This is a genomic window from Lysinibacillus sp. JNUCC 51 (assembly GCF_015999525.1).
Taxonomy (GTDB): Bacteria; Bacillota; Bacilli; order Bacillales_A; family Planococcaceae; genus Lysinibacillus; species Lysinibacillus xylanilyticus.
Window position 1 is genome coordinate 4,829,871 of sequence record NZ_CP065545.1, and the last position, 14,387, is coordinate 4,844,257.

Below are 14,387 nucleotides of genomic sequence, written 5' to 3' on the forward strand. Positions count from 1 at the left end.
GAGGTCGGTTTTTGTCTATACATAGAAAATAACTGTAAGGGGTCTTAGATTTGCATAAAGATAAACTAAAAGAACGCGCTTTATCAATTGTTGAATTACCCAATCACTATAAACTAATCATAGAAGAGTATTCTAATGATGAGAGAGTGATGTTCTCATGGGCAAATGAACAACAAGATGAAAGTCTGACTGTTGAGTTAGACTACACTGGAAACCTCATATACTTATCAATTGAAAAAAATGACTCTGTTTCTGATGCAGAATCTTTATCTATTGATAAAAAAAGAAAGTGTGCCGAACAATTTTTACTTAGTCATTATCCATCTGCTCTGGAAGATTTGACGTTTTCAAAAGTTGAAGATCTATCTAGAGTGGATCGTTTTTATTTTGAACAATTTGTCATGGATTTACCGTTAGAACATGCTGGTTGCTTTATAGATGTTGATGCATTAGGAAATATTGTTGGATTTAGATACAACGGAGTGAAAATAAGCCCTAAAATCCCTTCAAGCCTAGTTTCGAAGGAAGCTTTGTTGGAATATGTGCGCAATGCATTAGCATTACAACTAGTAATATCAAAATTATCTCGTGATGTTTACAATGTAAAGAAAGATGGTCTTCATCTCGTATATCAGGTAAATTCATTTTTACACTTTAAAGCAGATGCTTTAGAACCAACATTAACGATTATTCGTGATGAGAATAAGCCTGAATGTTATGCTGCTCTTCCTCCATTGCCAACTAATATGATTGCCAATGAATATACGAATGAAGAGATCATTGGTATAACAGATGAACTGGAGCATATTCGAGAAGTAGACATGGGACCAGAGATAGGGAGTGTATGGCGTAAGCGGGACTGGAAAATGAGAGAGCAAGACTTATCGATGAACAGCTTTTTTAAAATGCGTTCAGAAGATACAGTAAAAGCTATTATTTCAAAGAAAACTGGTGAAATACGAAGTTTTGGATGGATGCATGAACGTTTGGGAAATCTACAGCTTAGTCAAGAAGCATGTTATCAAAAAGCAATAGACTTTTTAATGAAAATAATCCCTGATTACTATCCTTATCTTCAACGATTAATTCGAGAAGATGAGGAAGAGGGTGAAAGTGAAAAAGAATCGTTTATTTTCCATATCCATTATAGCCAAGGAATATCTATTCTTGATATGGTTATCGTCGTTGTTAATCGTACAACAGGTCAAATTGATTATTATAGTGGACCGAATTTTGATTTGGATGAACTTAGCCAAATTCCTATAAAACCAGCTATTTCTACGGAAGAAGCGTATCGTCGATTTCTAGAAAATGTCGACTTTCAATTGGTTTGGGACAAAAATTATGATGAAGAAATAGAGTCTTATCAACTTGTCTATCAAGCTTGTGATCGACATACTAGATCACCAATCCGGTATATTGACGCAACAACTGGCGAAGTTATTGTCAGTAATATTTAACTTTTTTCGGTGAATTGTTTATTGTAGGCTGATAAGGAATCTTTAAAATAAAAACCGATTTCCAGTAAAGTGTACCCTTTGTAAAGGACATTTTGAAAAAAAGCTAGGCTACCTTTTGAAGCTGCTGTCTGTATTTTGCAGGCGGCAGCTTTTTCAAGTTCCATTGCCCTCGATAATGGTTGTAATACATCATATAACTTTTCACTTCTCGTTTTACTTCTTCTAATGTTTCGCACGCTTTCAGATTGGTTTCGTCTTTAAAATGACCGAAGAAGGATTCTTGAGGGGCGTTATCCCAACAGTTTCCTCGCCTTGACATAGATTGCCCTAGTCCCATTTCCTTCACAAGTTTCTGGAATTTTGGATTCGTATAATGGAATCCTTGATCTGAATGAATAAATGCATCTTTCGTTAAATGGTGGTGATTTCGCTTCAATTTACGAAGAGTATTGAGCGCAATATCCATACTTAATGAAGCAGATACTTCATACGCTAAAATTTCGTTTGTCTCAGCGTCCTTAATCGTTGATAAATAAGCACGTTTGCCGTTTCCATACGTCAAATACGTGATATCTGTTAATAATACTTTTCCTGCTACACCTTGTTTGAAGTTACGTTGTAATTCATTTGGACATGTACGATGTTCTTTTGTTGCTTTGGCCATTCTACGTGCAGGATTTGCTTTTCGAATTGGGCATACAATCTCGAATTTCTTCATAATACGGCGAATACGTTTTAAGTTATATGTAATCCCATATTGATTTTCTAACGTCATTTTAATTTGACGTGCACCTTTCCTACGCCCACGGAAATGATACGCTTTTAAAATGATATCTTTGATGGCTTTATCTGCTAACTCATGGGTTGCACGCTTTTGTGCTGATTTTTCTGTGAAATAATTATAGTAACCTGAACGAGATACACCCATGATTTCGCATAGATAACTTACTAAACGTTTTAGTTTATATTTTTGAATCGTTTTACTGATTAAATCAAATTTTAGTTCTGTTGTAATTGTTATTTCTTCTTTAACATCTGCCTTTCGAGTAGATCGAGCTTTTTTAAAAGTTCATTCTCCGCTTGTAATAATCGATTTTTCGCTTCTAATCGTGCAATTTTTTCTTCTAAACTTAATTCCCGTTCTATTGGACGACCTGAATTCGTTTTACGTGTATCTTGTAGACCAGCTACTCCAGTTGTACGATAAGCTGCACGCCAACGCTTTCCCGCTGAACTAATGCGCTTCAAACCAATTAGTTCAACATTTAAACCAGCCTCTTCAAAAATCGTTCTTGGGAGTTTTCCTTTTTCATTTTCTGCAATAAAATGGCGTTTGAATTCCTCAGTATAAGTAATCGCTTTATCACTAATAGCCTGGATATTAGGATTACATTTTAGTTGTTCTTGCTCTTTTTTAGTAAATAATCTTTTCGTCATTTATTCCACTCCAACATCTTTTTTCTCATTATAAACAAAAGTACCCTATAGGATAGACTTTTTTCAAAGTGTCTATCTTATAGGGTACAGTTTACAGTGAAGTCGGTTTTTTTATCCATTTCTGTCTAAATGACTGGTCGGTATAGAAATTAATCAAAGTGGCGGATAGAACTTACAAAATGCATAAAAAAGGCTTTAACATTAAGAGGTCAAAAGTTTTAAAAGCTTTACTCTTCTAAAATTTCTAACTGTTTGTAATAGTTATCTACAATAGGATAAATATCTGGGTTTGAATCATAGTAGATGTTGTCAATTTCACTTAGTGTGAATTTAAATTCTTTCTCACTGTCCAAAAGAGTAATACCATATCTCCATCCAACACGATTTTCTTGATTGTCTTGCGGAGTAATTTGTATATCTTTAATCAGAGAAACAAAGTCATTGATTTGTTCTTGCTTATTTATCGTTTTCGAAGCACCTGTTGAACCATCTTGGATAACCACTCTATCTATACTTTCAATTTTTGCATCCTTATAAAAGGCTTCTAATGATTGCGTTTTTCCATTTGTACAAGCAGAAACTAAAAACAGACTTACCAACAAAATTAGAATCAAAAATTTTTTCATTAGACTGCCTCCAGAAAGTTAGTTCTATTTCCAAATAGACGAAATAAATTACAAATAGTTACAGATCATAGGAGTTTACAATTAATGCAAGCGGCAACTTTTTCAAATGATTGTAATACATCATATAACGCTTAGTGATGGATAGAACCTCCAGAATCGTGGATAGAAACGTCAAAGTGACGGATAGAACCACCGAAATCGTGGATAGAAACGTCAAAGTGACGGATAGAACCACCGAAATCGTGGATAGAAACGTCAAAGTGATGGATAGAACCTCCAGAATCGTGGATAGAAACGTCAAAGTGATGGATAGAACCACCGAAATCGTGGATAGAAACGTCAAAGTGATGGATAGAACCACCAGAATCGTGGATAGAAACGCCAAAGTGACGGATAGAACTTCAGAAACGATGGATAGAAACTCCAAAGCGACGGATGGAACCATCGAAACGACGGAAAGGCCGGCCAAAGCGAAGGAAAGAATCTCCAACGACGGAAAGACCGGCCAAAGCGAAGGAAAGAATCTCCAACGACGGAAGGTCCCGCCGAAGTGACGGAAAGAATCGTCAGAGCGACGGAAGATCCCACCAAAGCGACGGAAAGAACTATCGAAGCGACGGAAAGAACGGCCAAACCGAAGGAAAGAATCTCCAACGACGGAAGGTCCCACCGAAGTGACGGAAAGAATCGTCAGAGCGACGGATAAGACTATCGAAATGCGGAAAGACCGGCCAAAGCGACGGAAAGAATCTCCAACGGCGGAATGTCCCGCCGAAGTGACGGAAAGAATCGTCAGAGCGACGGATGGAACCATCGAAACGACGGAAAGCCCAGCCAAAGCGACGGAAAGAATCTCCAACGACGGAAGTTCCCGCCGAAGTGACGGAAAGAATCGTCAGAGCGACGGATGGAACCATCGAAACGACGGAAAGACCGGCCAAAGCGAGGGAAGGAATCTCCAACGACGGAAAGACCGGCCAAAGCGAGGGAAGGAATCTCCAACGACGGAAAGACCGGCCAAAGCGAGGGAAGGAATCTCCAACGACGGAAAGACCGGCCAAAGCGAGGGAAGGAATCTCCAAAGACGGAAGGTCCCACCGAAGTGACAGAAAGAATCGTCAGAGCGACGGATGGAACCATCGAAGTGACGGAAAACCCGGCCTAAGCGACGGAAAGCCCAACCAAAAGAAAGTTAGGAACACAAAATTGCGATTCTAACCATCAAAGTGACGAATAGGATCATCAAATCCATAGTTAGAACCGCAATAAATTAAATAAGTTTAAACGCTAAATTTGCCCTTCAAACTATAGAACTGTAAACAAATGGCGAATAACATAGAGAAGACTGCGAAATATATCAATGTTATTGTTCCAATTTGTAAGGATAGTACAATCCCACCTAAGCTTGCACCGATTGCACTGCCTAAATAATTTACAGAGCTGTTTAAAGCCACTGCCGAACTCCCGTTGTTCGGCTGATATGATAGTAAAATATGTTGTTGAGGGGCTACACATGCCCAACCCATTGCTCCCCAGACAAAGAAAGGTAAGTACTTTAATATAGGTAAGTTAATCATTAATGGTAAACAAATTATGGATAAAGTTAAAGTAAATAAAATGATTGTAACCAAAGTTTTTGGTTTTCCGAAATAGTCGATTATGTAACCGATCATTATACTTCCAACCAGCCCACCGAATCCCCATGCCCAAAGATATATTATTAAATTACTGGAGCTTGTCATTTCTTCTAAAAGGGGAGATAGATATGTATACAATCCAAGGCTTGCAACACTGGCGAAAAATGTTATACCTACAGTTATAGTTACTCTTTTATCGAGGAACATCTTTAATCGTTCGTTAAGTGTAGGGGGAGGCGTTGTTGGAAAATCGGGCAGGAAAATATACATACATAAAACAGCAATAAGACCGATCATAACTAATAGCCAAAGTGTTACTTTCCAATCAAATAAGTTTGATATATAAATACCTAAAGGAACCCCAAGCACTGTTCCCATACTCATTCCTCCAATAGTCAATCCTAATGCTCTCCCTCGCTTATCACTTGATACGAACTTTGAAGAGGCCGCAACTGCTAATGGTGAAAATAAACCAGCCCCTGTCCCCGCAATCGCTCTCGATAGTAGAAGAATAGAAAAGGTCGGAGCTAAAGCTGTAATGCTATTCGCAATTGTAAAGATAAGCATTGACCATATTAAGATTATTTTAATTGGTCTTCCTGCAAGTAAAGTAGAAAATAACGGCGCTGAGATAGCGTAAAATAATGTGAAAATGCTCACAGCCTGGCCAACTTGTGATGTGCTTTTTTGATATGTATCGCTAATTCCTGGAAGGAGCCCTGCGATTACATAGGCATCAAATCCAAGAGCAAACATACCGAATGATAATAATAAAACATTTTTCATATAGTGAACCTCCAAAAATATTAAAGATGTTAAGTATAGACGACCTATAACGTTATGTTATAATCGAAGCACCTTGTATATTTAATAGGTTACTAGAAAAATAAGAATATGGAACAATCACTATTTTATAAGGGTATAACGAATCGTTATAGGATGTGGAGGAATATAATGAATGTAGAATGGTTATATAGTTTTATTGCTGCAGCCAATCAGAAAAGTTTTTCAAAAGCTGCTCAAATCACTAATCTTTCCCAACCTGCACTAAGTAAACATATACGAAACTTAGAGAATAATCTTGGCATCGAGCTATTCCATAGGACATCCATTGGTATTGAATTAACGGAGGCTGGTGAACGTTTTAACACTCGTATTACACCAGTTTTGAATGAGATAACAGCTATTCGTGACGAATTACAGCAATTTAGTCAGAGCAATCCAATTGCCATCGGTGGTCTGCCTAGCTTAGCTACTTACTATTTGCCAAATAAAATGAATGAACTTAAGCAACTAGATCGACCTATAACATTAATGATTCAAAATACTTCAAATGAACTGTTGCAATCTTTACAAAAAGGTAGACTTGATGCAGTTTTTGTGGATGCGAAATATTCGAGAGAATCTTTGTGGAGTTGTGAATTGTTTACGGAACCATACTATGCTGTGTTTCCGTTGAATCATCGTTTTAATTCAAGAACAGCAGTCGATCTGGAAGAATTATGTGAGGAGCCGCTTATTGTTCATCAAGCTCCTTGTGATTCAAGGAAGGACATAGTGGAACAAATACAATCTCTTGGTTACACACCTAATATTATTACTGAGGTAAACTTTGGGGATTTTATCTTTGGAGCAGTAAGTTCTGGAATGGGAATTACGATTGTACCAGAGCTTATGGCTAAAAATATCGGTCATCTTCAGCTTTTTGCCTTACCAATTAATAATTTTGGAAGAACAAGAACAATTTCATTGGTTACAAAAAGCAAAGAATTTGGATTGAAGTTACATCATTTATTATCAAATTAAACGGAATGAAGCTGTCTCAACTTAACGCTATGAGACAGCTTCATTAAATTATTTAAATCCCATTAAGTCCTTTACCTTTTTTGTATTTTCTTCAGATGTCAGCATTTCTAGTAAGCTAAAGGCAACGTCGAATGCAGTGCCGGGATTGGAGGATGTAATAATATGTCCAGTTTGAACAATTCGTTCATTGACGATGTCTGCACCATAGGATTGTAGCTGTGCCAGTCGTTTACTTGTTGGGTGATTATAAGTAGTAGCTTTGCGATTATGTAGTATTCCGCTATGGGCTAAAATTAGCGAAGCTACACAAACCGTAGCAATCGGTTTTTTATGTTCATCGAAATGACGAACAACTGCCTGAAACTCATCGCTAAAGGCATCATTATAAAATCCAGCTTCCTCAAAACCCCCAGGAATCGCTAGGGCATCAAACTCCTCTAATGAAATTTCATGAAGTAATTTTTCGGGTGCTACATTGAAATTCCATGTACATTGCAATTGGTGATGTAACCCTACGGTCACGACCTCTGTTGTACCGTCGCCCTCCCATTTATTCCAGCCAAGTACATCTGTAAAAACACTCGCTTCAACAGCCTCAAAACCGTTTGCCAATAGTAATAATGTTTTTTTCATGTTGTTAATGCCTCCTTTATATATTTAATTGTAATAAATGAGGCTATTCAATGACAGAATCTGTATAATGTAATTTAGATGTTTTACTTTATAATAAAAGGAATTTTATTAAATTTAATTTATTAAAAAAGGTGGATTCATATGGACCAAATAGATACAGAAATTTTACAGCAATTGCAGCGAAATGCAAAAATATCGATGAAAGAATTGGCGGCTACAGTTCATTTATCATCCCCAGCAGTTATTGAGCGGGTTAAAAAATTAGAAGAGCAGGGGATTATTGAAGCTTATAGTGCAAAAGTAAATTTAAAAAAGTTGAATCGCGACATTCAAGCTATTATTTTATTTAAATCAATTGATTGTAGGAGTCTTTCGGATTTTTGTAACGCACATCCCGATGTTCTTGAATGCTATCGTGTAGCAGGTGAAATAAGTTATATTGTAAAAATTGCAACCAATTCAGTGGAAACATTGGAGCAGTTTATTGATGAGGCAATGCCTTATGGAACCCCATCAACGAATATTGTGCTTTCTTCAAACGAAAAAGCGGTCATTGAGCCTTTTTCTGATAAAAATTAGAAAAAGTCAATTCGGAGTTGTGTTCGAATAATGAGAAGAATTTAAGTTGCTGTTTTTATATTTGGATTAGTGTACAATTATTGTAAGTATTTGTATGATCGGCTGGTGTGGTAACAGACGATTATGCAAATTCACAAAAGGTAAGGGGAGAAAGATTGGAAATGATACTAAATAAAAACCTACTTAAGGAAATTGAATTAAAAGAAATACTAACAAACATAAGCAGTGGAAATAAAACATGGCAGCAAGAGGACCAAACTCAACTCATACAATCGATGATGTTACATATCGGTTCATTAGATAGTGAACTACGAGATAACTTAATTTATGGGTCTTTTTATGAATTGATTCGTGAAAAGAACTTACTCGAGCATTCACTCTTAACTGAGCTTTTAGAGGAATGTTTGAATAATTTATTATGTAAAGGGATTGAAGAAGGGGAATCAGATTTAGTTTTTACCCGCACATTTACGTCGCTCTTAATCGCACTTATTTTATATAGAGATAACGAAGACAATTTTTTATCTGAGCACAACATAAATGAGTGTAAAGATCGTTTACTAGCATATTTATCAGCTGAAAAGGATGTAAGAGGCTACGTGCCGGTGAAAGGTTGGGCTCATAGTGTTGCCCATATGGCTGATGCAATCGATGAATTGGTGAAAAATCCGAAATTAAATAAAGACTCTTATATTGAAGTAGTAGGCACATTATTTAACGCCATTTTGCAAGAAGATTATGCTTTCATTCACAATGAAGATGAACGGATTTTAACACCTATTTTCACTATGCATGAACGTGGTTTAGAGGAGCAAGAGATCATTAAATTGCTACAAGAATTACCTGCAACTTTAAAAGTAAAAAAAGAGCAGCTCGATGTACAGCATCACAGAATTTTAGTTTTTAACTGTAAATCCTTTGTGAAAAGCTTTTATATTAAAACAAATGGGAAGCCTAAGTTCGCAACTCTTCATAAAAGCATCGAAGCATGTCTTGATGAATTATAGGAAAATTACTACCAATATTAGTGCTTTGAAATTATTGACAGACAATAATTAGTTTGTTAAGATGATTGACAATAAAAGCATACAAATTCGTTGATGAGAAAGAGTAGTGTTTCATTTTGTTCTACAGAGAGCCGACATATTGGTGGAAGTCGGTGTGCAGGTGTTACATGAAGATCCTCTCTGAGAAGATTGGCTGAACATAGTAAGCTAATCCGGGTGTCTACCGTTAAAAAGAACACGTATGATTGTACGTTGCTGAGTGCTATTGAACGTTGATTCAATAGAATTAGGGTGGTATTCGCGGTTAACCCCGTCCCTTACTTGGGACGGGGTTTTTTGTATGCCTTTTATACAATTAGTATAGGAGGAATTTACATGCAAGCTGAAGAGAAGAAAGAAACGACTGTAGAAAGAGAAACAAGGATTCGTCGATTGTGGGAACAAGAAGGAACGTTCCAAGCGTCTGTTGCGAACCGTTTTGACAATAAGCCTTTTGTATTTTACGAAGGACCGCCAACAGCGAATGGTTTACCACACGTAGGTCACGCATTTGGCAGAACTATTAAAGATGTCGTTGCTCGTTATAAAACGATGCAAGGTTATTTAGTTGAACGTAAAGCTGGCTGGGATACACATGGTTTACCTGTAGAGTTAGGCGTGGAAAAAAAGCTTGGTATTTCTGGTAAGCAAGAAATTGAGAAATATGGTGTCGAACAATTTATTCAAGAGTGTAAGGGAAGTGTCTTTACCTATGAGAAGAAATGGCGCTCCTTTACTGAGCAGCTAGGCTATTGGATTGACATGGATGACCCGTATTTAACGCTAAGTAATGATTATATTGAGTCTGTTTGGAATATTTTAAGCCATGTGCATAAGGAAAAGCTTTTATATAAGGGGCACCGTGTTTCACCATATTGCCCTAGCTGTCAAACATCATTAAGCTCTCATGAAGTTGCACAGGGCTATAAGGATGTAAAGGATTTATCTGTCACGGCAATGTTTAAGCTAAAGGATAAAGATGAATATTTTCTTGGCTGGACAACGACTCCATGGACATTACCTGCCAATGTTGCATTAGCCATGAATCCTAAGCTCATATATGTTCGAGTGAAGCAGCACGATAAAGTCTATATCTTAGCAAAATCACTAGTGAATAAAGTTTTTGCTGATTCTGTTGAAGTGTTGAGTGAACATGAAGGGCGTGAATTTGAAGGTGTATCGTACACCCCACCTTTTTCTTATGTAACAGTTGATAAGGGTCATGTCGTTGTACTAGCGGATTATGTTACAGAGCACAGTGGAACTGGAATTGTTCATATCGCACCTGCATATGGGGAGGACGATTATAAGACGGTTCAGCAAAATGGGCTATCATTTGTCAATGTTGTTGATTTAAAGGGTTGCTATACAGAAGAGGTTCCAGAGCTTAATGGTAAATTTGTGAAAGATTGCGATGTCGAAATCATTAAAATGCTCGCTAAAAAGGAGCTATTGTTTGATAAGGAAAAATATGAGCATAGCTATCCTCATTGTTGGCGCTGTGATTCACCATTGCTTTATTATGCGACTGACAGCTGGTTTATCAATATGTCTGCATTGAAAGATAAACTTTTACAAAATAATGAACAAGTTACATGGTATCCTGATCATATTAAACACGGTAGATTTGGTAATTTCTTAGAAAACCTAGTGGACTGGAATATTAGCCGTAATCGCTATTGGGGTACACCGTTAAATGTGTGGGTTTGTCAGGATTGTGGTTATGAAGAGGCGCCAAATAGTATTGCATCTTTAAAAAAATTAGCAAAGGGCACTTTACATGACATCGAGCTTCACAAGCCGTATATTGACGAAGTTGTGTGTACTTGCCCAAAGTGTAGTGGTGACATGGAACGTACACCTGAAGTGATTGATGTATGGTTTGATAGTGGTTCAATGCCGTTTGCTCAGCATCATTATCCTTTTGGAGACCTTACTACTTTTAACAATCAATTTCCTGCTGATGTGGTCATCGAAGGTATCGATCAAACACGAGGCTTTTTCTATAGTTTATTAGCGGTTTCTACTTTATTTACAGGAAAGGCACCTTATAAAAATGTACTTTCTTTAGGGCATGTTTTAGATGAGCATGGGCAGAAAATGTCGAAAAGTAAAGGGAATGCGTTAGAGCCGGTTGAACTGATAGAGCAGTACGGAGCGGATGCTTTACGATGGGCGTTCTTAGTCGACAGTTCCCCTTGGAATCCTAAACGTTTTTCAAAAAAAATTGTGATGGATGCGAAATCAAAGCTAGTAGATACATTAGATAATACGTTCAAATTTTATCAGCTATATGCAGAAATAGATGGTTTCCAATACGATGCAGAAAAGACTGGTACACGTACAAAGTTAGATCATTGGATACTTTCTCGATTGCATCATACAATCCAGATCGTTACAAAATCTATGGATGAATATCAATTTACACAGGCAACACGCGAAATCGGCAAGCTTGTGGAAGAGCTAAGTAACTGGTATATCCGTCGCTCACGAGCAAGATTTTGGGCAAATGGGCTGACAGAGGATAAACGAGGTGCTTATAGTACACTGTATGAGTTACTAACAACAATTTGCCAATTACTAGCACCATTCACTCCATTTATCGCAGAGGATTTATATCGACAATTATCAGGATTTAGTGTTCATTTACAAAACTACCCAACATGTAATGATCAACTATTGAATACAAAGCTTGAAAAAGAAATGGCGAATATATTAACAATCGTAGAGCTAGGTCGCAGCATACGTAATAGTCAAGGGATCAAAGTAAAGCAGCCGGTAAGTGAAATGATTGTCGCTGTTGATGGCGAGTTAACAGATTATCAACCATATAGCGAGCTCGTAAAAGATGAATTAAATATAAAAGAATGTGTTTGGACAAATGATTTTTCAGCATATGAAACAGTTCATTATAAGCTTAATTTTAAAACGGCTGGTGCAGCGTTTGGACCAAAAGTGAACAAAGTAAAAGATTATGTAGTGAATTTACCTGATGAGGAGAAAAATGTATTACAGCAAACAGGTTCAGTTACGTTAACGATTGATGGGGAACAGGCAACATTATTAAAGGCACATGTGTTAACTGAATCTATTGTGAAGGAACATTATATCTTAGCCGAAGATGCTTCTTGTCGAGTCCTTATGAATGTTCATCTGACAGCTAGCTTACTTGAAGAAGGACAGATTAGGGAACTAATTCGCACAATTCAAGATACACGCAAAAAATGGAAACTTCCTGTTGAACAGTATGTATCGATTTCGATTGCTGGAAGTTCTAAAGCAACAACTATCATCCAACAGCATGAATCGTTACTCAAGGCTAATGTGTTGTTAAATGATATTCAATATTCGGATGACAATCACGGAGAAAGATATTTGGAAACAGAAGTGTTCGATGAAAAAGTTACTGTTTATTTTAAACTGTAATATCTTTCGTGTCAGGTAAGTTTCAAATTCACTGGTTGGCTTGAGCCGGGAAACTGCTCGGATCGACAGAAGAAATGATTAGCTAAGCGTAGAAAATGCTCGGGTAGACAGTTAAAAGCCCCCTCATTCAAATGAGGGGGCTACTTTTCTAGATAACTATTGTGACTGAATAATATGGTCATTAACAAATGCTTTTATGAAAAATATTTCATTATCATTAGGGTCCCGTTTATTTTCTGCTTTAAAGGACTCTATCGCATTTTCTAGTGAGGTGGATTTTACAACTTGACTTGCTGTTGTTAACTCTTCCCAATATATATTCATTTCATTTAAATCACAGATAGATTCATGTCCCAGTAGGAACATTTCCGCATCAAATTTTTGAATGTCTTTAATCATAGGCGATAACAATGATTGCTTGTAATGAAATAAAGAATTTGTGGTCGTACCATATGCACAATCACCTAAAAAGATAACTTTTTCATCAGGAATATAAATGATTTTAGAATCATCGTATGAGTACTTTTGATACTTTTGAGAATACAAATTTTGTTTCCTAAATCAATAGTTAATGTATTTTCAAAGATTACATCTGGAGATTTCAACTTAAAACTGTCCCTATTTGGCATCTCAGTTTGTATAATCTTCATACACATAGCACTCATCTGACTAGTGGTCACATACTTTTGAAGTGAACTATCATCATAAGACAAACTTTGCCATTCTTTTATTATTTCGTTTGTTTGACTATTAACTATAACCGTTGCATCAAATTCGTTCATTCCTTAGAAATGATCCCAATGTGCATGGGTAATAACAACATATTTAACTGGTGGTACATTTAGATTCTAGATTTCTAGTAAAAAGTCCTTAGCGTGCTGAGGAGAATTACCAGAATCTATTATAAGACTATATCGGTTACCACATACCAATCCTAATGTTGGTCGTTCTCTATCATCTTGATTAGATAAATAATAAATAGTATCACTTAATTTATTTAACATGGAATTTTTCCTCATTTCAATATATTCATTCATGAAAGAGAAAATCTACATGTATATTCTAAAGTTATTAAAATAATTTAAGATTTTCTCTTATTATTTTTTTACCATTGGACTTATACCTCCTTGTTACGATAAGGAAAATTATAACATAACCTAAATTATATATTAAGAAAATTCTGAACATTAATTGTTTTTTATTTCAATTATTTATAGTTCACAGTTCGAACAAAGGAGCTTTTCTTATTGAGCTAATGAAGCACTTTAATTGAACAGCAACTAGGTTTATTTGGTAAAATTAATAAATATTAATCGGTGATAAAGTGAAATAAGAATTTTTACCTTTTTTGACCAATCAGGGATATTGAGGTGATTAGTGATGACACTTAAATGGTTATGGATATTGGTTATTGCGTTTAGCATACTAGAATGGATTTTAATCCCATTCACGGGAGCATTTACAGGAAAACTATATCAATTAGTTTATGGTATATTAATAATTGCTTTTATTATTTACCCATTATTTTTCATGACTTCTCTTTTGCTATTACAAAAGGGAAATAAAAAAATTGGTGTAGTAATTTTGCTTATTCCACTAATCGTGTATGCACCCTTGCTAATAGGTCTTCAACCGTTGCTTAAATAAACTACTTATTGAGCAAACGGGGTGCTTTACTTGAAGAACATGGAGTTGCTTAGGCAGCTCTCTTTTTTTATTGAACTAACGGTACAGGAT

General features: G+C 36.3%; 13 protein-coding genes and 1 other annotated feature. Of the genes, 6 read left to right on the forward strand and 7 right to left on the reverse strand.

Features of this window, described 5'->3' with window-relative positions:
- Positions 1–50: 50 nt before the first annotated feature.
- Positions 51–1,460 carry a YcdB/YcdC domain-containing protein gene (locus JNUCC51_RS23390; RefSeq protein WP_337990001.1) on the forward strand — a complete coding sequence of 470 codons (1,410 nt, stop codon included), beginning with the start codon at positions 51–53 and terminating at the stop codon, positions 1,458–1,460.
- A gap of 103 nt (positions 1,461–1,563) precedes the next feature.
- On the opposite strand, the gene JNUCC51_RS23395 is transcribed toward JNUCC51_RS23390, so the two are convergent.
- The 5 genes from JNUCC51_RS23395 to JNUCC51_RS23415 form a co-directional block, all read right to left on the reverse strand.
- Positions 1,564–2,897, reverse strand: a protein-coding gene (locus JNUCC51_RS23395) for an IS3 family transposase (protein ID WP_337990002.1) whose coding sequence is annotated in 2 segments (ribosomal slippage) — positions 1,564–2,516 and positions 2,516–2,897 — 1,335 coding nt in all. Because the reading frame shifts where the segments join, the coding sequence is not laid out codon by codon here.
- Between the two features lie 227 nt (positions 2,898–3,124).
- Positions 3,125–3,523: a hypothetical protein gene (locus JNUCC51_RS23400; RefSeq protein WP_337990003.1), complete on the reverse strand. Its 399-nt coding sequence runs from the start codon at positions 3,521–3,523 to the stop codon at positions 3,125–3,127.
- 58 nt (positions 3,524–3,581) lie between these two features.
- On the reverse strand, positions 3,582–4,193 hold the full coding sequence (locus tag JNUCC51_RS23405; RefSeq protein ID WP_337990004.1) for a hypothetical protein: 612 nt from the start codon (positions 4,191–4,193) through the stop codon (positions 3,582–3,584).
- On the reverse strand, positions 4,129–4,605 hold the full coding sequence (locus tag JNUCC51_RS23410; RefSeq protein ID WP_337990005.1) for a hypothetical protein: 477 nt from the start codon (positions 4,603–4,605) through the stop codon (positions 4,129–4,131). The genes JNUCC51_RS23405 and JNUCC51_RS23410 overlap by 65 nt, the downstream gene beginning before the upstream one ends.
- Positions 4,606–4,803: 198 nt before the next feature.
- Positions 4,804–5,946, reverse strand: coding sequence for an MFS transporter (locus tag JNUCC51_RS23415; protein WP_337990006.1), 1,143 nt, complete (start codon positions 5,944–5,946; stop codon positions 4,804–4,806).
- Between the two features lie 168 nt (positions 5,947–6,114).
- On the opposite strand from JNUCC51_RS23415, the gene JNUCC51_RS23420 reads away from it, so the two are divergent.
- Positions 6,115–6,966 carry a LysR family transcriptional regulator gene (locus JNUCC51_RS23420; protein ID WP_337990007.1) on the forward strand — a complete coding sequence of 284 codons (852 nt, stop codon included), beginning with the start codon at positions 6,115–6,117 and terminating at the stop codon, positions 6,964–6,966.
- A gap of 48 nt (positions 6,967–7,014) precedes the next feature.
- Here JNUCC51_RS23420 and JNUCC51_RS23425 read toward each other — a convergent pair whose 3' ends face one another.
- A complete protein-coding gene (locus JNUCC51_RS23425) occupies positions 7,015–7,599 on the reverse strand; it encodes a DJ-1/PfpI family protein (RefSeq protein WP_337990008.1) in 585 nt (194 codons plus the stop codon).
- Positions 7,600–7,740: 141 nt separating this feature from the next.
- On the opposite strand from JNUCC51_RS23425, the gene JNUCC51_RS23430 reads away from it, so the two are divergent.
- The 3 genes from JNUCC51_RS23430 (at position 7,741) to ileS (ending at position 12,650) form a co-directional block, all read left to right on the forward strand.
- Positions 7,741–8,178 carry an Lrp/AsnC family transcriptional regulator gene (locus JNUCC51_RS23430; RefSeq protein WP_337990009.1) on the forward strand — a complete coding sequence of 146 codons (438 nt, stop codon included), beginning with the start codon at positions 7,741–7,743 and terminating at the stop codon, positions 8,176–8,178.
- Between the two features lie 161 nt (positions 8,179–8,339).
- Positions 8,340–9,185 (forward strand): DUF2785 domain-containing protein, encoded by an 846-nt coding sequence (locus JNUCC51_RS23435; protein WP_337992285.1) that lies wholly within the window; start codon positions 8,340–8,342, stop codon positions 9,183–9,185.
- An 81-nt stretch (positions 9,186–9,266) separates the two neighbouring features.
- Positions 9,267–9,506, forward strand: a binding site (T-box leader).
- Between the two features lie 54 nt (positions 9,507–9,560).
- Positions 9,561–12,650 (forward strand): isoleucine--tRNA ligase, encoded by a 3,090-nt coding sequence (gene ileS / locus JNUCC51_RS23440; protein ID WP_337990010.1) that lies wholly within the window; start codon positions 9,561–9,563, stop codon positions 12,648–12,650.
- Positions 12,651–12,806: 156 nt separating this feature from the next.
- Here ileS and JNUCC51_RS23445 read toward each other — a convergent pair whose 3' ends face one another.
- Entirely contained in the window at positions 12,807–13,196 is a 390-nt protein-coding gene (locus JNUCC51_RS23445; protein WP_337990011.1) for a hypothetical protein, read from the reverse strand.
- 834 nt (positions 13,197–14,030) lie between these two features.
- Between JNUCC51_RS23445 and JNUCC51_RS23450 the strand changes: the two genes are divergently transcribed.
- Positions 14,031–14,297: a hypothetical protein gene (locus tag JNUCC51_RS23450; RefSeq protein ID WP_337990012.1), complete on the forward strand. Its 267-nt coding sequence runs from the start codon at positions 14,031–14,033 to the stop codon at positions 14,295–14,297.
- The last annotated feature ends 90 nt before the right edge of the window (positions 14,298–14,387 follow it).